Here is a 23414-nt window from a genome sequence, read left to right as displayed (position 1 = left end):
CACACTCCACCGGAGGGAGCTTGAACGTGCTGGTAACGCTGAAGGGGTCCTGGGCGCTGATATTCGGCGTGTCCAGCGGCATGGGGCGCGCGGCCGCCCGCGCGCTGGCCGCCGAGGGCTGCCACGTCATCGGCGTGCACTTCGACATGGCCGACGGGCAGGAGGCCGCCGACGAGCTGGCGGCGGAGCTGCGCGAGCTGGGCGTGGAGGCGCACTTCTTCAACCGCAACGTCGCCGCCCGCGAGACCCGCGCCGAGCTGGTGCCGGCGATCAAGGAGCTGACCGGCGGCGTCGGGACGCGCGTCGTGCTGCACTCGGTGGCGTTCGGCTCGCTGGTGCCGTTCCTGCCGACCGAGGGCGCGCCCAAGGGCGTGACGGCCAAGCAGATGGCCATGACGCTCGACGTGATGGCGCACAGCCTCGTCTACTGGACGCAGGACCTGCTCGCCGAGGGCCTGCTGCCCCGGGGCGGCAAGGTCTGGTCGCTGACCAGCTCCGGCGGCACCAGGGTGCTGAGCAGCTACGGCGCGGTCTCGGCGGCCAAGGCGGCGCTGGAGGCGCACTCGCGGCAGCTCGCCGTGGAGCTGGCGCCGCACGGGGTGGCGGTCAATGCCATCCGGGCGGGCACCACCCTCACCCCGGCGCTGCGGAAGATCCCGGGCAGCGCGGAGGTCGCCGAGCGCGCCCGCGCGCTCAACCCGCACGACCGGCTCACCACCACCGAGGACGTCGCCGAGGCGATCGTCCTCCTCTCCTCGACCGACTCGTCCTGGATCACCGGGAACGTGATCGGCGTCGACGGCGGCGAAGCGATCGTCGCCTGAGGGCACTAGGAAAGGACACCCACACCATGGCCGACGTCGACAAGAACGAGCTGCGCACGCTGGTGGCCGACGCCATCGAGCTGGAGCCCGAGGAGGTCACCGACACGGCGGACTTCGTCTCCGAGCTGGAGGTGGACTCGCTGACCACGCTGGAGATCACCATGCGGCTGGAGAAGAAGTACGGCATCAAGATGGCCGAGGAGGAGCTGCTGGAGATCACCTCCCTCAACCGGGTGCACGAACTGGTCACGGCCAAGCTCGCGGCCACGTCGTGACCGGGGCGGGACCGGAGGTGGCGGCGGAAGCGGCGGCGGGAGCTGCGGCGGAGGCGCCGGCGGAGCGCGGACGACCGGTCGCGCTGGTGACCGGCGGCTCGCGGGGCATCGGGCGGGCCGTGGTGCGCCGCCTCGCCCACGACGGCTTCGACGTGGCGTTCTGCTACCGGTCCCGGCCGGACGCGGCGGAGGAGCTCGTCGCGGAGCTGGGGACGTCGGGCGCGCGCGTGGTCGCGCGCAAGGCCGACGTCTCCAGCTCCGGCGAGGCCCGCGCGTTCGTCGCGGAGGCCGAGGAGGAGCTCGGGCCGCTGTCGGCGCTCGTCACGTGCGCGGGCGTGGTCAGGGACAACCCGCTGGTGCGGATGACCGACGAGGACTGGCGGTCGGTGATCGACACCAACCTCGACGGCACGTACTTCGCGTGCCGGGCGGCGATCTTCTCGTTCATGAAGCGCCGCACCGGCAGCATCGTGACCACGTCGTCGGTGGCCGGCGTGCACGGCAGCGCGACCCAGTCGAACTACTCGGCGTCCAAGGCGGGCATCATCGGGTTCACCCGGGCGCTGGCCAAGGAGGTCGGCCGCTACGGCGTCCGGGCGAACGTGGTGGCGCCCGGCCTGATCGACACCGACCTGACCGAGGGCTTGCCCGGCGCGGTGCGCGGGAAGATCCTGGAGCGGGTGCCCCTGGGCCGCGCGGGCACCCCGGACGAGGTCGCCGACCTCGTGTCGTTCCTCGTGTCCGAGCGCGCCGCCTACATCACGGGCCAGGTGCTCGGGATCGACGGCGGACTCGTCGTCTGACCACCTCAAGGGAGTCGTCCGTGAAGCGTTCCCCCCTGCCGGGGGTGCTGGCCGCGCCGATCGCGCCGGTGCTGGCCGCCCTGGTCGCCTACCGCGTCTGCCACCCGCCGCGGCCCAAGCGCACCAAGCGCCCGGCCGAGTTCGGGCTCACCGCGCGGGACCTGCCGGTGCCGGCCCCGGTGCCCGGCCGGACCCTGGACGCCTGGCTGTTCGAGGGGGACCCGGCGCGCGTGGTGGTCGTCGGCCACGGCATCGGCCTGGACAAGTCGCGCAGCCTGCTGCACGCCCGCTTCCTGCACCAGGCCGGGTACACGGTGGTGCTGTTCGACTTCCGCAACCACGGCCGGAGCTTCACCGACCGGGGGCTGACGAAGTTCAGCGAGCGGTTCGCCGACGACCTGATCGCGGTCGTGCGGCACGTCCAGGCCATGCCCGAGCACGCCGGGGCCGGGTTCGGGCTGTACGGGTTCTCGATGTCGTCGTTCGCGGTGCTGCACGCGCTGGGGCGGCTGTCGGGCATCGACGCCGTGGTGTGCGACAGCGGCCCGGCGCCCGACCCCGACCGCACCATCCGCAACCTGCTGCGCTCGGGCATGGTGCCGGTGCCCGAACCGGTCCGGGCCGCGCCCGCGCGCGCCGTGTTCGACGCGGTGTTCCGCCCGCTGGCGGCGGCGAGCACGTCCACCCCGCCGAACTGGCCGCCCGCGCCCGCCACGCCCGGTTACGCCACCGTGCCGATGCTGTTCCTGGTCGGCGACCAGGACGCGGTGGTGGGCGTCGACGAGGTGCGCGGCCTGGCGGAGCCGTACCCGCTCGCGGAGGTCGTCGTCGTGCCGGGCGCCGGGCACATGCGCCCCATCGCCGTCGACCCCGGCCACTACAGCACGACCGTGCTGGAGTTCCTGGGCAAGGCGATGGGACAGGTCGGATGAGACTCGCGCTCAACCTGCGCTACCTCGGGCCCCGCACCGACCACCGGGACCTCCCGCGGCTGGTGCGGGAGGCCGAGCGGCTCGGGTTCGGGGTCGCCTGGGTGGCCGAGGCGTTCAGCTCCGACGCGCCGTCGGTGCTGTCGTGGCTGGCCGGGCAGACCACCACGATCGGGCTGGGCAGCGCCGCCATGCAGATCCCGGCCCGCAGCGCGGCGATGACCGCGATGACCGCGGCCACCCTCGACGTCCTGTCCGGCGGCCGCTTCCACCTCGGCCTCGGCGTGTCGGGCCCGCAGGTCGCCGAGGGCTGGCACGGCGCCCGGTTCGGCAAGCCGCTGGCCCGCACGCGCGAGTACGTCGAGATCGTGCGCCAGGTCCTGGCGGCCAGGGGCCCGGTCACCCACGAGGGCGAGCACTACCCGCTGCCGCTGCCCGACGGCCCCGGCAAACCGCTGCGCCTGGGCATGCGCCCGCCCCGCCCGCACCTGCCGATCTACCTGGCCGCCGTGGGCCCGAGGAACCTGGCGCTGGCGGGCGAGATCGCGGACGGCTGGCACGCGGTGTTCGTGGACCCGGAGTTCCTGCCCGCCCAGCTCACGGGGCTCGGACCCGTCCGCGACGGGTTCGACGTGGTGGCCAACCTGCCGCTGGTGGTGGCGGACGACGTCTCCCTGTGCGTGGACCGCGTCCGCGCGTACGCCGTGCAGTACCTGGGCGGGATGGGCAGCCGCGAGGAGAACTTCTACAGCAGGCTGGCCGCGCGCATGGGCTACGCGGACGCGGCCACCGAGGTGCAGGACCACTTCCTGGCCGGTCGCATGCGCGCCGCGGCCGCCGCCGTGCCGGACGAGTTCATCGACCGGACCTCGGTGCTCGGCCCGGTCGACCGCGTGGCCGACCGCCTGCGCGACTACGCCGCCGCGGGCGTCACCACCCTGTCCACCATCCTGTTCGTCCGCGACGCCGACGAGGGCGTGCGCACACTCCAGGACGTCGCCACCGCGCTGGACAAGGCGGGCGTCGGCGCCTGAGACCCCGGAGGTCCCGTGTACGACATCATCGTGGTGGGGGCGCGCTGCGGAGGCGCGCCCACCGCCATGCTCTTCGCCCGCGCGGGCTACCGGGTGCTTCTGCTCGACCGCGCCAAGCTCCCCCGCGACACGCTCTCCACGCTCTACATCCACCAGCCGGGCATCGCCCTGCTGCACCGCTGGGGCCTGCTCGACGCGCTCGTGGTGTCCGGCTGCCCGCCGATCACCTCCGCGCTGCACCAGGTGGAGGACGTCCGGCTGGTCGGGTGCTCGATGCCGGTCAACGGCATCCGCGCCGCCTACGCCCCGCGCCGGTACGTGCTCGACCGGCTCCTGCTCGACGCCGCCGTGGCCGCCGGGGTCGAGTTCCGCCCGGAGTGCGGGGTCGAGGACGTGCTGTTCGACGAGGGCGGCCGGGCGGTCGGCGTGCGCGGCCGCGGCTTCGAGGAGCGGGCCCGGCTCGTGGTGGGGGCCGACGGGATGCGCTCCCGCGTGGCGGCGGCGGTGGGCGCCGAGTACGAGGTCGAGGACCCCGAGATGACCTGCGTCTACTACTCCTTCTGGGAGGACGTGCAGGCGGGTTTCGAGGCTTACGGGGCGCGCGGCAGGTGGGCGGGCTGCGTGCCGACGCACGACGGTCTGACGCTGGTGGCGGCCTACTTCCCGCAGGCCGAGTACCCGAGCGTGCGGATGGACGCGATGGCGGCGTACCTGGAGAACCTGCGGGCCGTGGCGCCGGGGCTGCACGCCCAGGTGGTCGACGGGACGCAGGCGGAGCGGCTGTACGGGACCGGCGCGCAGCGCAACTTCTTCCGGCGGGCGTTCGGCGCGGGCTGGGTGCTGGTCGGGGACGCCGGGCACCACAAGGACTCGATCATGGCCAACGGCATCACCGACGCGTTCCGGCAGGCGCAGCTGCTGGTGGACTGCGTCGGGGCGGGGTTGCACGACGAGCCCGCGCTGGGGGTGGCGCTGCGGCGGTTCGCCGACGAGCGGGCCCGGTTGTTCACCGGGGTGTACCAGGACACGCTGACGGTCGCGCGGTTGGCGCCGGACCGGCGGTTGGGCGTGCTGCGGGCCATCGCCGACGACCCGGTGAAGGTGGAGAAGTTCTTCACCAAGATGGCGGGGGCGACGAGGGACGACCCGATCTTCAGCACGGAGCCGGTGCCCGCCTCCTGACGGGGCGGCGGCACGGGTGGTCCCGCGCCTGCCGGGGACGCGCTCCGGTCCCGCGTCCCGGGGCCGTCGGTCCCGGCCTCACGTTGATCCCGGCTCACGTTGATCCGGGCTCACGTCGATCTCGGCTCACGCCGGTCCCGGCGCGCGGGTGGCGGTGACCCCGATCAGCCGGGTGGCGCGTCGGGGGGCGGCGGGGTCGCGCGGGCGATGACCTCGTGGGCCGTGCGCAGGACGGCCGGGTCCACGAAGCGCCCGGTGCGGTCCACCGCGACGTCCCCGGTGAAGCCCCGGACCAGCGCGGTGGCTTCGGCGACCTCCGCCGGGGTGGGGGTGAAGACGGCGTTGATCGTCTCGACCTGGCGGGGGTGCAGCGCCGTGCGGGCGCGGAAACCCTGGCGCAGCAACGTGGTCGTGGTCTCCACGAGCCGCGCGGTGTCGTGCACGTCGGTCTCGACGGGGCCGATCGGCGCCGCCAGGCCCGCCGCGGCGGAGGCCAGCACCACCTGGAGGCGGATGCCGTGCAGTTCGCTGCGCCGGTCGTCGGGGCGCAGGCGCAGCTCGCCGGCGAGGTCGGCCTCACCGACGCCGAGCCGCGCGACGCGGGGCGCGGCGCACACCTGCTCCACCCGCAGCACCCCGAGGGCCGTCTCGACCAGCGCCACGACCGACAGCCTCCCCGCGGGCAGGTGGAGGCGGCGTTCGGCGGCGGTGAGCAGGTCGTGCGCGCGGCGCAGCGGCCCGGGTTCCGCCTTCGGCACCCAGATGCCGGTCAGGGCGGGTGACGCGACGGCCGCCACGTCCTCCTCGACCAGGCCGGGTTCGCCGTTGACCCGGACCCAGGCGGACCGGCCCGGCGGCAGCTCGTCCAGCAGGGCGCGCACGGCCCGGCGGGCGCGGTCCTTGTCCGCCGCGGGCACGGCGTCCTCCAGGTCGAGGACCACGGCGTCCGCGTCGCTGCCGACGGCCTTGCGCAGCCGGTCCTCGCGGTGGCCGGGGACGTAGAGGAAACTCCGCGCGGGTGGGGTCACCAGCCGCCCCTGAGCATCTCGGAGACCTGGTGCGCCGCGTGGACCACGGCCGGGCCGCAGCTGCGCCTGACCTCGTCGCCCAGCCTGGCGGTGGGACCGCACACGCTGAAGCAGGCGAAGGCCCGCGCGTCGTCGCGGGCGGTGATGGGCGCGGCGACGGCCGCGGCGTAGGGGTCGCGTTCGCCCAGGCTCTGGGTGTAGCCGCGGGCGCGGTCGACGTCCAGGATCTCCCGCAGCTGCCGGTCGTCGTGGACGGTCCGCTCGGTCAGCGGCGTCAGCTCCGTCTGCGTCAGGTAGCGGTCGAGGTCGGCCGGGCTGAACGTCATCAGGATCGCCCGGCCCGACGCGCCCGCGTACAGCGGGGCGCGCCTGCCGACCTCGACGGTCATGCGCACGTCCTGGCGGCTCTCGACCTGGGCGACGTAGACGCGGTGGGAGCCGAGCACGAAGCTCAGCGTCACGGTCTCGCCGGTCAGGTCGCGCAGCTCCTCCATCACCGGCAGCGCGAGCGCCCGCACGTCCACCGAGCCGAGGGCGGCCAGGCTCAGCTCGGTGGCGCGCGGGCCGAGCCGGTACTTGCCGCGCTCGTTCACCTTGGCGACGAGCCCCCAGTTCGCCAGGGCCTCCAGCACCCGGTGCACGGCGCTCTTGGGCAGCGCGAGCCGTTCGGCGATGTCCGTGACCCCGAGTTCGACGTCCGCGCCGGTGAAGCTCAACAGCACCGCGGCCACCCGGTCGACCGACTGCATCCCACTGGTCCTCTCGACGTCCATGCCTGTCACAACCTCCCCCTCAGCGCGGCGGCCGCGGTGCGCACCTCGTCGGTCCGCGCGGCGGCCAGACCGGCCAGGCGCCCCTCGAACGCCGCTTCCAGCGCGGTGCGCGGCGCGTAGGCGTCGCCGACGGTCGTCGTCGGCACCCCGTCGGGGGCGGGCGGGCCGGAGTTCGCCGCGCGGGGGCGCAGGAACACCACCGCCGAGACGCCCTCCACCTGCTGGGCACGCCCGGAGAGCGGGTCGGTGAGGATCATAGAGTCGCCCTCCATCCCGGCGGGGGCGCGCATCAGCACCGCGCTGAAGCCCCTGCCGCGCAGCCGGTCCAGCAGGGCCGGCCTGGAGTAGACCGGCACGCGCCAGGACAGCGCGGCGCGGTCGGTGACGAGGGTGACGCGCCGGTCGCCGTCGAGCAGGTGATCGGCCAGCGCGAGCGCCGTGGTGGTGCCGTCCTCGTCCACCAGCACCACGTGCCGCCCGGTGCGGCCCGGCTCGTCGATCGCCCGGCCCACCGGGACGGTCGGGTAGTCCGAGCCGGGCTCGTCGGGCTCGCCGGCGCCGGTCGCGAACACCACGTGGTCCCAGCCCCGGGCGAGCAGCGCCGCGTCGGCCCGCACGCCGAGCCGGATGTCCACGCCGAGGTGGCGCGCGGAGGCGGCGAGCTGGTCGACGAACAGGCCGAAGCGCCCGCGCACGGGCAGCCTCGCGGCCAGCCGCAACGCGCCGCCGAGCTCGGGTCCGCCCTCCACCAGGGTGACCCGGTGCCCGGCGGACGCCGCGGCGCTCGCGGCCTCCAGACCCGCGGGACCACCGCCCACGACGAGGACGCGCAGGTCCGGCGCGCGGCGCGCGGCCTCGCGCAGGGCCGCCCACTCGCGCTCCAGGCCGACCTCGGGGTTGACCACGCAGCTGATGCCGAGGCCCAGTTCGAGCCTGCCCGCGCACCCCTGGTTGCAGGCGATGCACTCGCGGGCGGGGGGTGCGGAGGGGTCGGTGCGCGTGGCGACGAGGGTGGGCAGGGCGATGTGCGGGCGGGCCAGCGCGACGAGGTCCGCGCTGCCGTCCGCGACGAGTTCGGCGGCGTTGTCGAGGTCGTCCACGCGGCCCACCGCGAGCACGGCCAGGTCGGGGAACGCCTCCTTGAACGCGCGGGGCAGGTGCCGGAACGGCATGGGCGGGAAGCTCATGTCCGCCATCTGGGTCGCCACGCTCACCGTGCCGACGTAGGCGGAGTGGCTGACGTGCAGCACGTCGAACCGGTAGTCGCGGACCAGCAGTTCGGTGGCGGTGAGCATCCGCTCCAGGTCCAGGCCGCCGTCGAGGAACTCGTCGGCGCTGACCCGCAGGACGACCGGCATCGAGCCGGGCAGCGCGCCGAGCACCGCCTCGACGACCTCCCGCGCCAGCCGCAGCCGCCTGGCCGGGCTGCCGCCGTAGGCGTCGTCGCGGTGGTTGGTCGCGGGGGAGAGGAACTGCTGGAGCAGGTGGCCGTGCCCGAGGTGGACCTCGACGGCGTCCACACCGGCCGCCGCGACCCGCGCGGCCGCCGCCCCGAAGGCGGCGACCACCTCGGCGATCTCGTCGGTGGTCATCCGGTGCGGGGTGGCGGCGGTGCTCGACCACGGCAGCGCCGAGGCGCCCCACGCGGCGGTCAGCACGTTGTGCCCGCCCGCCTGGCGCCCCACGTGCAGCAGCTGGGCGGCGAGCTTCGCGCCACCGGCGTGCACCACGCCGACCAGGTCGGCCAGCGAGCCGATCACGCGGTCGTCGAACGCCGACACGGTGTTGGCCCGCCCGAGGCTCGTCGGGTGCACCCGCATCCCCTCGGTGATGATCAGGCCGACACCGCCCTCGGCCCTGGCCCGGTGGTAGGCCAGGTGGCGTTCGGAGAACAGGCCGTCCACCGCGAAGTTGGTCGTGTGCGCCGGCATGACGATCCGGTTGCGCAGTTCGAGCCTGCCCGCGCGGACCGGTGCGAGCAGAGCGTCCAGCGGTCTGTCGGGTGACCTCACCGCACCTCCTCCTGGATTGCCCCGTTCCGGTCAGGGCCTACGGCTGATCGGGCGATTCCGGTTACGGCTGGTTACGCCCTTGCATCGACAAGCAATGGACCTTGACATGTCGCCCGTCACTCCTCAGGGTGGAACAGGAGCGTACTTCCTTCCCACTGAGCGGAACAAGGTGAGGTTTCGGATGACGAGAAGATCACTGACCCGGACAAGTCGGTCATTCGGTGGATCATTCGGAATCACCCGAACGGCCGCACTGGTGGCGGCGATCGCGCTCATCGCCACGGCGTGCGGTGGTGGCGGCGGCGGTGCGAACAGCGGTGGTCAGGCGGTCGACTCGACGTTCACCTACGCGCTGTCCGGGTTGCCGACGAGCCTCGACCCCGCCGACTACCAGGGCGACCCGTCCCGCAACATCGGCTTCGAACTGGGCAGCTCGCTGTTCCGGTGGGGCACCGAGCAGCTGGACAAGGCCGGGTGCGACGTCCTGGCCAACGTCGACCAGCTCGAAGGCGAGCTGGCCGAGTCCCACGAGCGCGCGGCCGACGGCAAGTCCGTGAAGATCACCCTCCGTGACGCCACCAGCGCGGCCGGCAACAAGCTGACCTCGGCGGACGTCAAGTGGACGATCGACCGGCTCATCGCGCTCAAGGTCGGCACGCCCAGCACGCTGATGCAGGACGTCGCCGACTACGCCGCCGACCCGGTCGAGGTCATCGACGACAAGACCTTCCGGCTCGTCATGGACAACCCGTCCGCCATGGACATCGCGATCCTGACCTGGGCGCAGTTCCGCGTCCTGGACAGCACCGAGGTCAAGAAGCACGTCACCGACGCCGACCCGTGGGGCAAGGAGTACGTCGCCCGGAACAGCGCGACCTTCGGCCCGTGGACCCAGGGGCCCGACGACTTCGTGGCCGGCGACCGGCTCACCCTGTCCCGCAACCCCAACTACACCGGTGCGCGCGGCGACGTCGAGAAGCTGGTCTTCCTGTCCGTGCCCGACGCCTCCAGCCGCGCCCAGCTGGTCTCCACCGGCAACGCCAACTACGGCACCGGCCTCCAGTACGAGCAGTACGCCCAGCTCAAGTCGACCCCCGGCGTCGAGGTGCAGACCTGCGTCTCGGCCGACCGCATCCCGCTGGTGCTCAACGCGGCGGACCCCGTGCTGGGCAAGCCCGAGGTGCGCCAGGCGTTCTCGCTGGCCATCGACCGCAAGACGATCGTGGACGCCGTCTACCGGGGCTTCAACAAGCCGAGCCGGTACGGCCTGAGCCAGGCGTACGGCATCGAGCACACCGCCGAGGGCACCTACACCCACGACGTCGACAAGGCCAAGCAGCTGCTGGCGGGCGCCGGCGTCGGCACCCCGTCGATCACGCTGCACATCAGCCCGGCTCGACCCGGCCCGGAGGCCGAGCAGATCGCCATCCTGCTCAAGGACCAGCTCGCCAAGATCGGCGTCGAGGTCAAGATCCAGACCGTGGCGAGCGCCACCGAGATCAACACCATTTTCCACGACGGCAACTTCCAGGCGCTGCTGTACCTGGAGCCGCCCGCCGTCGCCGACCCCTACTACTCGGTGTTCCTCTACAACTCCTCGTTCAGCAAGCTCAACACCTTCGGCTACGCCAACGCCGAGCTGGACGCCGTCGCCCGGCGGATCGGCGCCCTGAGCCCCGGCCCCGAGCGCGACGAGCTGGCCAAGGAGGCGTCCGAGCTCCAGGTCGCCAACCCCGGCCTCATCTACCTGGTGGACCGCGACTTCGTGCACGCCGTGCGCACCGGGTTCACCAACTACCAGCACGCGCCCAACGGCGAGATGTTCGTCCACACCCTCAAGCGGGGATGACCCACATGACCGACTACCCGAACCTGTTCAGCCCGGTGCGGATCGGCCCGAAGACGGCCAAGAACCGCATCTGGATGACCGCCCACAGCACCCAGCTGGTGAAGGACCACAACTTCAGCGACGCCCACGTGCACTACTACGCGGAGCGCGCCAGGGGCGGGGTCGGCGTCATCACCATGGAGGCGATGGCGGTCCACCCCACCACCCAGCCGTACAAGGGCAAGATCTTCGCCTTCGACAAGGCGGTCGTGCCCAACTACCGCAAGCTCGCCGCCGCCGTGCGCGAGTACGACTGCCTGCTGCTCGCCCAGCCGTGGCACCGCGGCCGGGAGACCAGCGGCCAGGTCAACCGCCTGCCGGTGTGGGCGCCGTCGTCCGTGCCCTGCGCCGTCTACCGGGAGATGCCGCACGTCCTCACCGCCGAGGAGGTCGACGAGCTGGTCCAGGGCTACGTCCTGGCGGCGCGCTACGCCGTCGAGGGCGACCTGGACGGCGTGGAGGTGCACGGCCTGGCCCACGGCTACCTGCTCGGGCAGTTCCTCTCCCCGGCGACCAACCACCGCGACGACCGCTACGGCGGCGACTTCGACCGGCGGTTGAGCCTGGTCCTGGAGATCATCGAGAAGACCCGCGCGGAGACCGGCCGGGACAAGATCGTCGGCGTCCGCATCAACGGCAACGACGGCGACGTGCCCGGCGGGCTGACCAACGAGGACTGGACCCGGATCGCGCGGGCGATCGCCGACACCGGCCTGGTCGACTACATCTCGGTCACCCAGGGCACCTACCTGGAGCGGATGAACATCTACGGCGCCACGCCGAAGCCCGCCGGGTTCCAGGTCGAGGACACCGCGCGGATCAAGGCCGCGGTGCCGGAGCTGCCGGTGGTGGTGGCCGGTCGGATGAACACCCCGGAGCTGGCCGAGCAGGTGCTGGCCTCGGGCGGCGCCGACATGATCGGCATGGCGCGCACCCTGATCGCCGACCCGGAGTGGCCCAACAAGGCCCTCAACGGCAAGGCGAACTCGATCCGGCCGTGCGTCGGCGCGAACTGGTGCCTCGCCTCGATCGTCAACTCGCCGCTGGCCTGCGTGCACAACCCGGCCGTGGCGCGGGAGGCGGAGCTGGGCGTCGGCACGCTGCTGCCGGTCGGCGTCGCCAAGCGGGTGGCCGTGGTCGGCGGCGGTCCGGCCGGGCTGCGCACCGCGCTCACGGCGGCCCAGCGCGGCCACCACGTGACCCTGTTCGAGCAGGAGTCCGAGCTGGGCGGGCAGGTCCGGCTGATCGGCCGGTCCGAGACCTACGCCGAGTGGCAGGGCATCACCGACTGGCTCATCTCGCAGCTCGGCGAGACCTCCGTGGACGTCGAGCTGGGGCACCGGGTGGAGGCGGCCGAACTGCTCTCCGGCTACGACGAGGTGGTGGTGGCGACCGGCTCCACCCCGCTCAAGCACGGCTGGAGCTCGCTGCGGCCGGCCTCCTGGGGCGACGGCACGACCGTGCCCGGCGTCGACCAGTGGAACGTCCACTCCATCAAGGAGGTGCTGGAGGGCCGGGCGGAGATCGGACCCCGCGTCATGATCTTCGACGACACCGGCGCCCGCCAGCCGCTGGTCGCCGCCGAGTACCTGGCCGACCGCAGGCACGCGGTCACCCTTGTCACCCGGCTGCCCCAGGTCTCGCCCGACCTGGAGGCCAGCCGCGACCTCCAGTCCACCTACCGCCGGGCCCGCAGGAAGGGCATCCGGTTCATCACCGACCACGAGCTGGCCGAGGTCGTGGAGGACACCGTGGTCCTGCGCGACGTGTGGACCGACGAACTCGTCCCGCACGAGGACGTCGACGCGGTCGTGCTCAGCACCGGCAACCGGGCCGACGACGCGCTGTTCCACGCGCTCAAGGGGTCCGTGCCGGTCCGCGCGGTGGGCGACTGCGTGTCGCCGCGCCGCGTCTTCAACGCCATCTGGGAAGGCGAACTCGCCGGAAGGGACATCTGACCGATGACCGACAACACCACCACCCCCGAGATCACCGACGAGGAGGCCCTGGCCAGGGTCAAGGCCCGCCGCGGCTACCTGCTGCCGGTGCACGAGCTGATGGCCGAGGTCGACCCGCAGATCCTGCGCAAGTACGACGACCTGGCCTCGGACCTGCTGTTCTCCGACACGCCGCGGGCGCTGGACCTCAAGACGCGCTACCTCGTGCTGGTGGGCGTCACCACCGCGGTGAAGGGCGACCCCGACGGCATCGTCTGGAGCGCCAAGCGGGCCGTGCGCGAGGGCGCCACCCGGCGGGAGGTGCTGGAGGCGATCCTGCTGTCCGCCCTGCCCGGCGGCGTGCCCACCGTCGAGGAGGCCACGCACGTCCTCTCCCGCGTGTTCGACGAGTCCTGACCGCGGCGATCGGCGAGGAGGCCGGAGGATGACCACGTTCACGCTGCGGGTGGGTCGCGCGGGGCAGGACGACGGCGAGCTGACCGCGTCTCCCGCGCGGGTCTACAACCTGGGCTCGGCCACGGTGGACCCGTCGTCCGCCCTGGCCCACCAGGAGGAGGTCGCGGACGTCGGGGTGCGCATCGCGTTCGACCGGCCCGCACCGCGCGTCTACCCGATGTCGGTCAACTCGGTGACGACCGACGACACCATCGGCGTGCACAGCGGGCGCACCTCGGGCGAGGTGGAGCTGGTGCTGGTCGTCCAGGACGGCGAGGTGTACGTGGGCGTCGGTTCCGACCACACCGACCGGGAGCTGGAGCGGCACAGCATCATCTGGGCGAAGCAGTACTGCCCCAGCGTCCTGGGTCGCCGGGTGTGGCCCCTGGCCGACGTCGAGGCCGCCTGGGACCGCCTGGTGCTGGAGTCCGAGGTGGACGGCGAGCCGTACCAGTGCTCGCCCGCCTCCGTCTTCCTGCCGCCGCGCGAGATCATCGCCGCCCTCGGGCAACGGGTCACCGAGCTGCCCGGCTCCTACCTGGTGTACTGCGGCACCTACACCAGCCTGGACAAGCGCATCCGCTTCGGCGCCAGGTGGACCGCGCGGCTGCGCGACCCCGGGGGCGACGCCCTCGAACTCGACTACGCGGTGGTCGACCTGCTCGCCGAGGTCGAGCCGGGCCACCGCGTCCCACTCCGACCGACCGACCAGTAGCCGGGAGCACCCATGTACGGACGCAGAGCCCGCCTGGGCGTCATCGTCCCGTCGACCAACACCACGGTCGAGCCGGAGTTCGCCGCGCACGTCCCCCGGGACGTGGCGGTGCTGGCCACCCGGGTGCCGGTCGAGGAGGTGGCGTCCGAGCAGGACAAGGTCGCCAGCCTGCTGGCGATGCACGGCCACGTCGAGCGGGCCGCGGCCGAGCTGGCCGGGGCGGGCGTCGCCGCCATCGCCTTCGCCTGCACCTCGGGGAGCTTCCTCGACGGTCGCGACTCCGACCAGGTGATGTGCGACGAGCTGACCCGCCGGCACGGCGTGCCCGTGGTGACGACCAGCAGCGCGCTGGTCGCCGCCCTGACCGCCCTGCCGGCGCGGCGGCTCGCCGTCGCCACGCCCTACGTCCCGGCCGTCGCGGACGGCGCGCGGGACTACCTGGAGCAGGCGGGGTTCGACGTGGTGTCCCGCAACGACCTGCGCGTCCTGTCCAACCTGGACAAGGGCAGGCTCGAACCGACCGCGTCCTACCTGGCGGCCCGGGAGCTGGACGTCACCGACGCCGACGCGGTGGTCATCAGCTGCACGAACTGGCGCACGCTCGACTCGCTGGCGGCGGTCGAGGCCGACACGGGGCGGCCCGCGGTGAGCAGCAACCTCGCCACCCTCTGGGCGCTGCTGCGCCTGGCGGGCGTGGACGAGGCGTTCAGCCCCGGCGTGGCGCTCTCCCGAGCCGGGCTGCCCGGCGCCACCCGCGCCGAGTGGTCGGCCCGGCCCGTGGCGGAGGTGACCCGTGGGTGAGCAGGTGGAGGCGCCCGGCCGCGCGCTCGTCGCGCTGGTGACCGGTGCGACCGGCGGCATCGGCGCGCACCTCTGCGCCGAGCTGGCCGCGCACGGCTACACCGTGGTCGCGGCCGACCTCGACGGCGAGCGCCCGCCCGGCGCGCGGCACTCGGTGATGCTCGACCTGCGGTCCGGGGAGTCCTGCCGGGCCGCGGTCGAGGAGACCGTGGAGGGGTTCGGCTCGCTGGACCTGCTGGTGAACAACGCCGGCGTCAACGCCCGCGGGCGCACCGAGGACATGCCCGAGGAGGTGTGGGGCGGTGTGGTGGACGTGAACCTCAACGGCACCTTCCGGATGTCGCAGGCCGCCTACCGGGCCATGGCGCGGCGGGGTGGCTCGATCGTCAACCTCGCCTCCACCGGCGGCCTGGTGGCCATCGGCGGTTCGGCGATCTACGGCGTGACCAAGGCGGCGATCATCCACCTCACCAAGGTCCTGGCCGTCGAGTGGGCGGCGGTGGACATCCGGGTCAACGCCGTGGCGCCGACCATCGTGCCCTCCCCGATGACCGCGGACGTGCTGGACGACGCCGAGTACATGGCGGCGAAGCTGGCGACGATCCCGCTCGGCCGGGCCGTCTCGCCCCGGGAGGTCGCCGCCGCGGTGCGCTGGCTCGCCTCCACCGACGCGGCGATGGTCACCGGCCACACGATCGCCGTCGACGGCGGGGTGAGCGTGCTGTGAAGACCTCACCCGACACCGTCGCCGCGCCCGCGACCGCGACGCCGAGCCCGTCCGGGCCGCGCCGCCCGCGCGCGCGCCGACCGGTGCTGCGCTACGTCCTCAAGCGCGTGGCCATCGTGCCCATCTCGCTGTTCGTGCTGGGCAGCGTGTCGTTCGTGCTGGTGTTCTTCATCCCCGGCGAGCCGGCGATCACCATCCTCGGCGACTTCGCCACCCCGGAGCAGGTCGCCCACGTCAACGCCCAGCTCGGGCTCGACAAGCCGCTGTGGGACCGCTACCTGTCCTTCTGGGGCAACCTGCTCCAGGGCGACCTGGGCCGGTCGTTCTTCACCGACGAGCCGGTGCTGCACGAGATCGGGCGCTTCCTGCCCAACACCGTCGAGCTGGTCATGATGGCGCTGCTGCTCGCGATCTCGCTCGGCCTGGCGATCGGCGTGCTCGGCGCGTACTTCGCGCGCCGCTGGCCGGACCGCGCGATGAGCGGCTTCACCTCCGTCCTCCAGTCGGTGCCGGACTTCTTCCTCGCGCTGGTCGGCATCTACGTGTTCTTCTTCCTGCTCGGCTGGGCGCCGCCGCCGATCGGCCGCCTGCCGGTGGACGCGAGCGGCGACCAGCCGTCGTTCCTGATCCTCGGCAGCCTGTTCGCCGGCGACTGGGCCACGCTCGGCACGGCGCTCCAGCACGCGGCGCTGCCGGTGCTGTCGCTGGGCCTGGTGTACTCGTCCTACTTCGCCAAGACCGCCCGCGGCAGCATGGGCACCGCGCTGACCACGCCGCAGGTCGAGTTCGCCCGCGCCTGCGGCCTGCGGGAGCGGACCGTCGTCCGCTACGCCTTCCTCGCCTCGCGCACCACCGTGATCACCTACATCGCGATCCTGTTCGGCTCCCTGCTGGGCGGCGCGGCGATCGTGGAGCGGGTGTTCAACTGGCGCGGCATGGGCCAGTGGGCGCTGGACGGCGTGCTCAAGGTCGACGTGCCGGTCATCCAGGGCTTCGTGGTCACCGCCGGCCTGATGACCCTGACCCTGTTCCTGCTGCTGGACGTCCTCGTCCTCTTCCTCGACCCGCGGGTGAGCTATGAGTGACCGACTCGCGACCAGGGCGGGCACCACCGCCTGGTCCTTCGCCCGCGCCAACCCCGGCATCGTCTTCGGCGGCGGTGTGCTGCTGCTCATGCTGCTCGCCGCGTTCTTCGCGCCGCTGCCGTACGGGCCGACCACGCCCGACCCGACGAGCGTGCTGCTGAGCCCGTCGGCGCAGCACGTCCTCGGCACCGACGCCAACGGCTTCGACGTGTTCTCCCGCGTGGTCGCCGCCGGTCGCAGCGACCTGCCGCTGGCGCTGTCGGGCACGCTGGCCTCGCTGGTGCTCGGCCTGCTCATCGGCCTGCCGCTGAGCACCAAGAGCCGCTACAGCGAGGGGTTCATGCGGGCCCTGGACGCCTTCCAGTCGTTCCCGCTGATCGTGCTGTCGGTCACCATCGTGTCCCTGACCGGCAACAACATCCAGAACATCATCTACGCCATCGTCATCATCAACGGGCCGCGCTTCATCCGCCTCATCCGCGGCGAGGCGCTGGCGATCCGGGACGGCAGGTTCATCGAGGCCGCCGTGGCGACCGGCGCGCGACCGCGCCGCATCGTGTTCCGGCACGTGATGCCCAACGTCGTGGACGTGTGCCTGGTGCAGTGCTCGCTCACCGCGGCCAACGCGGTGATCGTGATCGCGGCGCTGAACTTCCTCGGCATCGGCGTGTCACCGCCCGACCCCACCTGGGGGTCGATGGTGCAGATCGGCGCGCAGGGCATCGCCACGGGTCAGTGGTGGGTGGCCATGTGGCCGGGAGTCGCGATCTTCATCGCCATCGGCAGCCTCAACGTGCTGGCCAACGGCATCCAGCGCCGGGTGGAGGGGAGCTGACGTGCTCAAGGTTTCCGGGCTCACGACGGAGTTCCGCAGCCGGGTCCGCACGGTCCGCGCGGTCGAGGACATCTCGTTCGAGGTGCCGGGCGGCACCGCGGTCGGCGTGGTCGGCGAGACGGGCTCGGGCAAGTCCGTGACGATCCGCTCGGTCCTGGGCCTGCTGCCCTCCTACGGCCGGGTGGTGGCGGGGAGGGCCGAGTTCGAGGGCCTGGACCTGCTCACCGCGGGGCGCAAGGAGCTGCGGCAGGTCCGGGGCAGGCGCATCGGGTTCGTCGCGCAGAACCCGTTCGGCTCGCTCAACCCGGTGCTGCCGATCGAGAAGCAGTTCGCCAACGTCATCCGGGCGCACCGCAGGATGAGCCGCTCCGACGTCCGCGACCTGGCGCTGGAGCGCCTGGGATCGGTCCAGGTCCGCGGCCCCGAGCGGGTGCTGCGCGGCTACGCGCACGAGCTGTCCGGTGGCATGGCCCAGCGCGTGGTCATCGCGCTGGCCATGGTGCACGACCCGCCGCTGGTGATCGCGGACGAGCCGACCACGGCGCTGGACGTCACCGTGCAGCGCCAGATCCTCGACCTGATCCGGGAGCAGGTCTCGACCGGCGACCGGTCGCTGCTGCTGGTCACCCACGACCTCGGGGTCGTGGCGCAGTACTGCCGGGAGGTCGTGGTGATGAAGTCGGGGCACGTCGTGGAGAGCGGGCCGGTCGCCCGGGTGTTCGGCGCGCCCGCGCACGAGTACACGCGGCAGCTGCTGGCGGCCGTGCCGCCGGCCCCCTGGGAGTCGGCGCGGCCGGCGCGTGCGGAGGTGACCGGGTCGTGAGCCTGATGGAGCTGACCGGCATCCGGCACGTGTTCCGCCGCGGCGGCAAGGAGGTCCACGCCGTCAACGGCGTCTCGCTCACCGTCGAACCGGGCGAGACCGTCGCCGTCATCGGGGAGAGCGGGTCGGGCAAGTCGACCCTGGGCCGCATCGCCCTGGGCCTGATCACGCCGTCCGAGGGGCGGGTGAGCTTCGACGGCACCGAGCTGGGCTCGCTGCGCAAGCCCGAGGTGCGGGCCCTGCGCTCGAAGCTCCAGGTGGTGTTCCAGGAGCCCTACGAATCGCTCAACCCGCGGATCAAGGTGGGCGACATCGTCGCCGAGCCGCTGATCGTGCACAACAGCGGGCTGAACCGGAGGCAGCGGCGGGACCGGGTGGTGGCGATGCTGGAGCGGGTCGGGCTGACCGCCGAGCACGCCGAGCGCCTGCCCCGCAACCTCAGCGGCGGCCAGCAGCAGCGCATCGGCATCGCCCGCGCGATCATCACCGAGCCCAAGCTGGTGGTGCTCGACGAGCCGACGTCCTCGCTGGACGTGTCGGTCCGGGCCCGGGTGCTCGACCTGCTGCGCGACCTCCAGCGGGAGAAGGGCATCTCCTACGTGTTCATCTCCCACGACCTGGCCACGGTCGGGCTCATCAGCGACCGCGTCGCGGTGATGTACCTGGGGCAGGTGGTGGAGCAGGGCCGCACGGCCGAGGTGCTGGGCAACCCGAAGCACCCCTACACCAAGGCGCTGATGTCGGCGACGCTGAGCACGGTCGTCGGCGAGATCCGCGAGCACGTGCCGCTGCGCGGCGAGATCCCCAACCCGTCCAAGGCGCCCACCACGTGCGTGCTCAGCGGCCGGTGCCCGATCGAGATCGCGGAGTGCTCGGCGGGCGTCGTGCTGCCGCGACCGGTGGCGCCGCTGCACGAGGTCGCGTGCCTGCGCGCCGAGCGCAGCGACGAGCTGATCCCCGCCGAGGGCGCGTGATGGGCGCCGGCTACCTGCGGGCGCCGTGGGGCCTGCTGCACTACCGGTGCGGTGGTGACGAGCCGCTCGCCGACCGGCTGGGCCGGGGCCTGCCGCTGCTGGTGATGTTCCACCAGAGCCCGCTGTCGTCCCGCCGCTACCGACCCGCCCTGGACGGCCTGGTGGACTTCTGCGTGCCGGTCGCGGTCGACACGCCCGGATACGGCTCCTCCGAGGCGGGCGCGGGCGACTGGGACGTGGACCGGTACGCGGACGTCGCCTGGTTCGTCGCCGACCGGCTGGGCGCGGAGCGGCCCTGGCTGTTCGGGCGCGCCACCGGCGCGGTGTTCGCGCTGCACGCGGCGGCCCGCCGGCCCGGCCGCGCCGCCGGGGTGGTGCTGCACGGCGTCCCGGTCTACACCGAGGCGGAGAAGGCCGACCGGCTCGCGACGTTCGCCCCGCCGTGGACCCACGACGGGGAGGGCGACCACCTGCGGTGGATCTGGGACCGCGTCCGCGGCGAGTACCCGTGGGCGAGCGCCGGGCTGCTGACCGGGCTCGTGCGCGACCACCTGGACGCCGGGCCCGACTTCGCCGCGTCCTACCGGGCGATCTGGCGGCACGACCTGCACGACTCGGCGCGCCGGGCCGGGCCGGTGGACCTGCTGCTGTCGGGCACCGCCGACCGGATCGCCGCCATGCACGAGCGCTCCCTGGCGGCGATCGGGCACCGCCGAGCGGTGGTCCTCGCCGGGGCGACCGACTTCGTCGCCGAGCAGGACCCGCAGGGGTTCCGCGCGGCACTCGCCGACACGATCGACCAGACGAGGGGGACCACCCGATGACGCACGACCTGCCACCCCCGGCGCCGGCCGGCCCGCTGACGGGCCTGCGGGTGATCGACGCGTCGACCATCCTGGCCGGCCCGCTGTGCTGCCGGCTGCTGGGCGACTACGGCGCCGACGTGATCAAGGTCGAGCACCCGCGGCGCGGCGACGGGATGCGCGGCCACGGTCCGGCCAAGGACGGCGAACCGCTGTGGTGGAAGGAGATCTCGCGCAACAAGAAGACCGTCGCGGCGTCGCTGTCCACCCCGGAGGGCGCCGAGGTGCTGCTCCGCCTCGTCGAGCGCTCCGACGTGCTGGTGGAGAACTTCCGCCCCGGCACCCTGGAGCGCTGGGGCCTGGGACCCGACGTGCTGTGGGAGCGCAACCCCCGGCTCGTCGTCGTCCGGGTCACCGGGTTCGGGCAGACCGGCCCCTACGCCCACCGCGCGGGGTTCGGCACGCTCGCCGAGGCGATGAGCGGCTTCGCGCACCTGACCGGCCCCGCCGACGCGCCGCCGACGCTGCCCGCGTTCGGCCTGGCGGACTCGATCAGCGGCATCGCCGCCGCCGCGGCCACCGTGATGGCCCTGTACGAGCGGGACGCGGGTGGCGGCGGTGTCGGCCAGGTGGTCGACGTGAACCTGCTGACCCCGCTGATGACCGCCGTCGGCCCCGGCCCGACGGTCTACGACCAGCTCGGCGTCGTCGGCACCCGGCACGGCAACCGCTCGGTGAACAACGCGCCGCGCAACACCTACCTGACCTCGGACGGCCGGTGGGTCGCGGTCTCCACCAGCGCGCAGAGCATCGCCGAGCGGGTGCTGCGGCTCGTCGGCCACCCGGAGGTCGTCGACGAGCCCTGGTTCGCCACCGGCGCCGGGCGCGTCGAGCACTCCGACCTGCTCGACGACCACGTCGGGTCCTGGATCGGCGCACGCACCCGGGACGAGGTCCTGGCCCGCTTCGACGAGGTGGGCGCGGCCGTCGCACCGGTCTACGACGCCGCGGACGTCGTCGCCGACGAGCACGTGAGGAAGACGCGGATGCTGACCACCGTCGAGGACGAGGAACTCGGGGACGTCCTGATGCACAACGTGATGTGGGGCATGTCCCGGACACCGGGCGCCATCCGGCACACCGGGCGGGCGAAGGGCGCGGACACCCGCGCCGTGCTGACCGGGCTCGGCTACACCGCCGAGGAGCTCGACCGGATGACCGAGCGGGGCGTGATCGCGTGAGGGCCACCGACCTGGCGACACCCGGGACCGACGCCTGGCTGGACCGCACCCTGGGCGGCGGTGTCGAGGTCTTCGACCTGGGTCGACCCCTGTACCGCGGGATGCCGCAGTCGCCGAACCACCCGCCGTACTGGCACACCCTGCCCCGCAGGCACGGCGACGCGGTGCGCGCGGACGGCGGCTCGGCCGCGGCCGACCACATCTCGCTCGGCACGCACGTCGGCACGCACGTCGACGCGTTCTCGCACGTCTCCCACGACGGGCGGCTGTTCGGTGGCGTCGACGCGGTGGAGAACCAGCGGGGCGGCGCGATGACCGCGCACGGCGCGGAGACCATCGAGCCCATGTTCCGCCGCGGCGTGCTGCTCGACGTGCCCGCGGCCCTGGGGCTGGCGGCCTGCGAACCGGGCTACGAGATCACCCCGGACGACCTCGACCTGACCGCCCGGCGGCAGCGCGTGGACGTGCGCGAGGGCGACGTGGTGCTGCTGCGCAGCGGCTGGGGCGCGCGCTTCGGCCGCGGCGGTCCGGCCGAGTACGTCGGGCACGACTCGGGCGTGCCCGGCATCGGCGAGGCGGGCGCGCACTGGCTGGCCGAGCGCCGCGTGCACGCCGCCGGCGCGGACACCATCGCCTTCGAGTGCCTGCCGCCCGGCCGCGGCCACAGCCTGCTGCCCGCGCACCGCGTGCTGCTGGTGGAGCACGGCACCTACATCATCGAGACCCTCGACCTCGAAGCGGTCGCCGCCGCCGCGGTCCACGAGTTCCTGTTCGTCCTGTCCCCGCTCAAGCTCGTCGGCGCCACGGGTTCCCCGGTCCGCCCACTGGCCGTGACCCCGAAGGCGGCGTCGTGACCGACCGGACCCTCAGCGCCGTCCTGGCCGACTTCGCCTGCGCCGTCCGGCGCGAGCCGCTGCCCGAGGAGGTGGCCGCGAGCGTCCGGGACCGGGTGCTCGACGTCCTCGGCCTGTGCGTCGGCGCGCGGCGGCTCGACACGAGCACGGCGGCCATCGCCTACGTCCTGGAGCAGGGCGGGGCGGAACAGGCCCACGTCGTCGGCGAGGCCCGGCGGGTCCCGGCCGCGCTGGCGGCGCTCGCCAACGGCGTGCTGGCCCACTCGCTGGACTACGACGACACCCACCTGCCCTCGGTGCTGCACCCGAGCGCCTCCGTGGTGCCCGCCGCGCTCGCCGCCGCGGAGGCCGTGCGCGCGGACGGGCGGGCGCTGCTCGCCGCCGTCGCGGCCGGGTTGGAGGTGTGCGTCCGGCTCGGCATGGCGGGCTACGACCGCGGGACCAACAACTCGGTGTTCTTCGAGCACGGGCAGCACGCCACGTCGATCTGCGGCGCGATCGGCGGCGCGGTGGCCGCCGCGTCCCTGTTCGGGCTGGACGAGGCGGGCGTCGCGCACGCGATCGGCGTGTCCGCGTCCATGTCGTCGGGCGTGATCGAGGCCAACCGCACCGGCGGCACGGTCAAGCGGCTGCACTGCGGCTGGGCCGCGCACGCGGGGGTCAGCGCCGCCCAACTCGTGCGCCACGGGTTCACCGGCCCGCCGACCGTGCTGGAGGGCAGGTTCGGCTTCTTCGAGGCGTTCCTGCACGGCCGGTTCGACGCCGACGCGCTCACCGACGGCCTGGGGGAGGAGTGGGAGGTGCCCGGCATCTTCTTCAAGCCCTACCCGGCCAACCACTTCACCCACACCGTCGTGGACGCCGGGCGGGCGCTGCGGGAGCAGGGGGTGGACCCCGACGAGGTCGAGTCGCTGGTGATCGGCGTGCCCGCGCCGGTGGTGCGCACGGTCGGCGAGCCGATCGAGCGCAAGCGCGTGCCGAGCACCCCGTACGAGGCGCAGTTCAGCGGGCCGTACGCGGTGTCGGTCGGTCTGCTCGGGGGCTCCGGCCTCGGCGCCTCGCTCGCCGACTACGCCGCCGAGCGGCTGGACGAGCCGCGCCGCAGGCGGCTGATGTCCCGCGCGGACGTGGTCGCCGACGACGAGTGCACGGCGATCTTCCCGCACCAGTTCCCGGCCGTGGTGCGGGCGCGTACCCGGGACGGCCGGGAGTGGACGGCGAAGGTCCTGGCCAACTGGGGCGGCCCGGAGAACCCGCTGACGGTCGAGGAGCTGCGCGCGAAGTTCCGGGACAACGCGCGGGACCTGCTCGACGAGGACGCGGTGCGCGCGGTCGAGGAGGGCGTGGCGCGGCTGCCGGAGGGCTTCCCGCCGCACGAGCTGCTCGCCCTCACCCGCGTCCGGACGGACGCCTGA

General features: G+C 73.5%; 23 protein-coding genes. 20 read left to right on the top strand and 3 right to left on the bottom strand.

All coding sequences use genetic code 11. From position 1 onward, the window contains the following. Positions 1-26 precede the first annotated feature (26 nt). The 6 genes from ACFP3R_RS12580 to ACFP3R_RS12555 all read left to right on the top strand — a co-directional run bounded on the left by ACFP3R_RS12580 (position 27) and on the right by ACFP3R_RS12555 (position 5047). Complete coding sequence (locus ACFP3R_RS12580) at positions 27-824, top strand: SDR family oxidoreductase (RefSeq protein WP_380635744.1); 798 nt, start codon at positions 27-29, stop codon at positions 822-824. 26 nt (positions 825-850) lie between these two features. Next, positions 851-1099, top strand: coding sequence for an acyl carrier protein (locus ACFP3R_RS12575; protein WP_380635742.1), 249 nt, complete (start codon positions 851-853; stop codon positions 1097-1099). A gap of 83 nt (positions 1100-1182) precedes the next feature. After that, positions 1183-1902 (top strand): 3-oxoacyl-ACP reductase FabG, encoded by a 720-nt coding sequence (gene fabG, locus ACFP3R_RS12570; protein WP_380635837.1) that lies wholly within the window; start codon positions 1183-1185, stop codon positions 1900-1902. A gap of 20 nt (positions 1903-1922) precedes the next feature. Beyond that, entirely contained in the window at positions 1923-2834 is a 912-nt protein-coding gene (locus tag ACFP3R_RS12565; protein ID WP_380635740.1) for an alpha/beta hydrolase, read from the top strand. Continuing rightward, positions 2831-3865 carry an LLM class F420-dependent oxidoreductase gene (locus tag ACFP3R_RS12560; protein WP_380635738.1) on the top strand — a complete coding sequence of 345 codons (1035 nt, stop codon included), beginning with the start codon at positions 2831-2833 and terminating at the stop codon, positions 3863-3865. Before ACFP3R_RS12565 ends, ACFP3R_RS12560 begins: the two co-directional genes overlap by 4 nt. Positions 3866-3880: 15 nt before the next feature. Beyond that, positions 3881-5047 (top strand): FAD-dependent oxidoreductase, encoded by a 1167-nt coding sequence (locus ACFP3R_RS12555; protein ID WP_380635737.1) that lies wholly within the window; start codon positions 3881-3883, stop codon positions 5045-5047. A 164-nt stretch (positions 5048-5211) separates the two neighbouring features. On the opposite strand, the gene ACFP3R_RS12550 is transcribed toward ACFP3R_RS12555, so the two are convergent. The 3 genes from ACFP3R_RS12550 to ACFP3R_RS12540 are packed head-to-tail and all read right to left on the bottom strand — an operon-like array spanning position 5212 to position 8860. After that, positions 5212-6075 carry an HpcH/HpaI aldolase/citrate lyase family protein gene (locus ACFP3R_RS12550; RefSeq protein ID WP_380635735.1) on the bottom strand — a complete coding sequence of 288 codons (864 nt, stop codon included), beginning with the start codon at positions 6073-6075 and terminating at the stop codon, positions 5212-5214. Next, on the bottom strand, positions 6072-6848 hold the full coding sequence (locus ACFP3R_RS12545) for an IclR family transcriptional regulator (RefSeq protein WP_380635733.1): 777 nt from the start codon (positions 6846-6848) through the stop codon (positions 6072-6074). The genes ACFP3R_RS12550 and ACFP3R_RS12545 overlap by 4 nt, the downstream gene beginning before the upstream one ends. 5 nt (positions 6849-6853) lie before the next feature. Next, positions 6854-8860 carry an oxidoreductase gene (locus tag ACFP3R_RS12540; RefSeq protein ID WP_380635732.1) on the bottom strand — a complete coding sequence of 669 codons (2007 nt, stop codon included), beginning with the start codon at positions 8858-8860 and terminating at the stop codon, positions 6854-6856. 256 nt (positions 8861-9116) lie between these two features. Between ACFP3R_RS12540 and ACFP3R_RS12535 the strand changes: the two genes are divergently transcribed. Genes ACFP3R_RS12535 through ACFP3R_RS12470 form a run of 14 tightly spaced genes read left to right on the top strand, consistent with a single transcriptional unit; the run spans position 9117 to position 23414 of the window. After that, on the top strand, positions 9117-10709 hold the full coding sequence (locus tag ACFP3R_RS12535) for an ABC transporter substrate-binding protein (protein WP_380635730.1): 1593 nt from the start codon (positions 9117-9119) through the stop codon (positions 10707-10709). A gap of 5 nt (positions 10710-10714) precedes the next feature. Continuing rightward, a complete protein-coding gene (locus ACFP3R_RS12530; protein WP_380635728.1) occupies positions 10715-12706 on the top strand; it encodes an FAD-dependent oxidoreductase in 1992 nt (663 codons plus the stop codon). A gap of 3 nt (positions 12707-12709) precedes the next feature. Next, positions 12710-13102: a carboxymuconolactone decarboxylase family protein gene (locus ACFP3R_RS12525; protein WP_380635726.1), complete on the top strand. Its 393-nt coding sequence runs from the start codon at positions 12710-12712 to the stop codon at positions 13100-13102. 28 nt (positions 13103-13130) lie between these two features. Continuing rightward, complete coding sequence (locus ACFP3R_RS12520) at positions 13131-13856, top strand: DUF2848 family protein (protein ID WP_380635724.1); 726 nt, start codon at positions 13131-13133, stop codon at positions 13854-13856. A gap of 12 nt (positions 13857-13868) precedes the next feature. Further along, the gene (locus tag ACFP3R_RS12515; RefSeq protein ID WP_380635722.1) at positions 13869-14657 is read left to right on the top strand and encodes a maleate cis-trans isomerase family protein; all 789 of its coding nucleotides are present in this window, start codon (positions 13869-13871) and stop codon (positions 14655-14657) included. Then, positions 14650-15384, top strand: coding sequence for an SDR family NAD(P)-dependent oxidoreductase (locus ACFP3R_RS12510; RefSeq protein ID WP_380635720.1), 735 nt, complete (start codon positions 14650-14652; stop codon positions 15382-15384). Before ACFP3R_RS12515 ends, ACFP3R_RS12510 begins: the two co-directional genes overlap by 8 nt. Further along, entirely contained in the window at positions 15381-16469 is a 1089-nt protein-coding gene (locus tag ACFP3R_RS12505; RefSeq protein ID WP_380635718.1) for an ABC transporter permease, read from the top strand. The genes ACFP3R_RS12510 and ACFP3R_RS12505 overlap by 4 nt, the downstream gene beginning before the upstream one ends. After that, a complete protein-coding gene (locus tag ACFP3R_RS12500) occupies positions 16462-17304 on the top strand; it encodes an ABC transporter permease (RefSeq protein ID WP_380635717.1) in 843 nt (280 codons plus the stop codon). Before ACFP3R_RS12505 ends, ACFP3R_RS12500 begins: the two co-directional genes overlap by 8 nt. Before the next feature lies 1 nt (position 17305). Beyond that, the gene (locus tag ACFP3R_RS12495; protein ID WP_380635716.1) at positions 17306-18127 is read left to right on the top strand and encodes an ABC transporter ATP-binding protein; all 822 of its coding nucleotides are present in this window, start codon (positions 17306-17308) and stop codon (positions 18125-18127) included. 5 nt (positions 18128-18132) lie between these two features. Then, positions 18133-19101: an oligopeptide/dipeptide ABC transporter ATP-binding protein gene (locus ACFP3R_RS12490; RefSeq protein WP_380635835.1), complete on the top strand. Its 969-nt coding sequence runs from the start codon at positions 18133-18135 to the stop codon at positions 19099-19101. Beyond that, positions 19101-19925: an alpha/beta fold hydrolase gene (locus ACFP3R_RS12485; protein WP_380635714.1), complete on the top strand. Its 825-nt coding sequence runs from the start codon at positions 19101-19103 to the stop codon at positions 19923-19925. The genes ACFP3R_RS12490 and ACFP3R_RS12485 overlap by 1 nt, the downstream gene beginning before the upstream one ends. Next, a complete protein-coding gene (locus ACFP3R_RS12480) occupies positions 19922-21145 on the top strand; it encodes a CaiB/BaiF CoA transferase family protein (RefSeq protein ID WP_380635712.1) in 1224 nt (407 codons plus the stop codon). The genes ACFP3R_RS12485 and ACFP3R_RS12480 overlap by 4 nt, the downstream gene beginning before the upstream one ends. Next, a complete protein-coding gene (locus ACFP3R_RS12475; protein ID WP_380635710.1) occupies positions 21142-21999 on the top strand; it encodes a cyclase family protein in 858 nt (285 codons plus the stop codon). Before ACFP3R_RS12480 ends, ACFP3R_RS12475 begins: the two co-directional genes overlap by 4 nt. Continuing rightward, on the top strand, positions 21996-23414 hold the full coding sequence (locus tag ACFP3R_RS12470) for an MmgE/PrpD family protein (RefSeq protein WP_380635709.1): 1419 nt from the start codon (positions 21996-21998) through the stop codon (positions 23412-23414). Before ACFP3R_RS12475 ends, ACFP3R_RS12470 begins: the two co-directional genes overlap by 4 nt.

It is taken from the genome of Saccharothrix lopnurensis (genome assembly GCF_042658445.1).
Lineage (GTDB): Bacteria > Actinomycetota > Actinomycetes > Mycobacteriales > Pseudonocardiaceae > Actinosynnema > Actinosynnema lopnurensis.
The sequence above is the reverse complement of the archived record's forward strand: the minus strand, read 5'-3'. Positions and strand labels throughout refer to the sequence as shown.

What these genes read in the sequence shown, in the direction of transcription:
- ACFP3R_RS12500 (WP_380635717.1), top strand. Translation starts at nt 16,462, where the DNA reads ATGAGTGACCGACTCGCGACCAGGGCGGGCACCACCGCCTGGTCCTTC.
- ACFP3R_RS12575 (WP_380635742.1), top strand. Translation starts at nt 851, where the DNA reads ATGGCCGACGTCGACAAGAACGAGCTGCGCACGCTGGTGGCCGACGCC.
- ACFP3R_RS12515 (WP_380635722.1), top strand. Translation starts at nt 13,869, where the DNA reads ATGTACGGACGCAGAGCCCGCCTGGGCGTCATCGTCCCGTCGACCAAC.
- ACFP3R_RS12520 (WP_380635724.1), top strand. Translation starts at nt 13,131, where the DNA reads ATGACCACGTTCACGCTGCGGGTGGGTCGCGCGGGGCAGGACGACGGC.
- ACFP3R_RS12525 (WP_380635726.1), top strand. Translation starts at nt 12,710, where the DNA reads ATGACCGACAACACCACCACCCCCGAGATCACCGACGAGGAGGCCCTG.
- ACFP3R_RS12560 (WP_380635738.1), top strand. Translation starts at nt 2,831, where the DNA reads ATGAGACTCGCGCTCAACCTGCGCTACCTCGGGCCCCGCACCGACCAC.
- ACFP3R_RS12530 (WP_380635728.1), top strand. Translation starts at nt 10,715, where the DNA reads ATGACCGACTACCCGAACCTGTTCAGCCCGGTGCGGATCGGCCCGAAG.
- ACFP3R_RS12480 (WP_380635712.1), top strand. Translation starts at nt 19,922, where the DNA reads ATGACGCACGACCTGCCACCCCCGGCGCCGGCCGGCCCGCTGACGGGC.
- ACFP3R_RS12490 (WP_380635835.1), top strand. Translation starts at nt 18,133, where the DNA reads ATGGAGCTGACCGGCATCCGGCACGTGTTCCGCCGCGGCGGCAAGGAG.
- ACFP3R_RS12545 (WP_380635733.1), bottom strand. Translation starts at nt 6,848, where the DNA reads ATGGACGTCGAGAGGACCAGTGGGATGCAGTCGGTCGACCGGGTGGCC.
- ACFP3R_RS12485 (WP_380635714.1), top strand. Translation starts at nt 19,101, where the DNA reads ATGGGCGCCGGCTACCTGCGGGCGCCGTGGGGCCTGCTGCACTACCGG.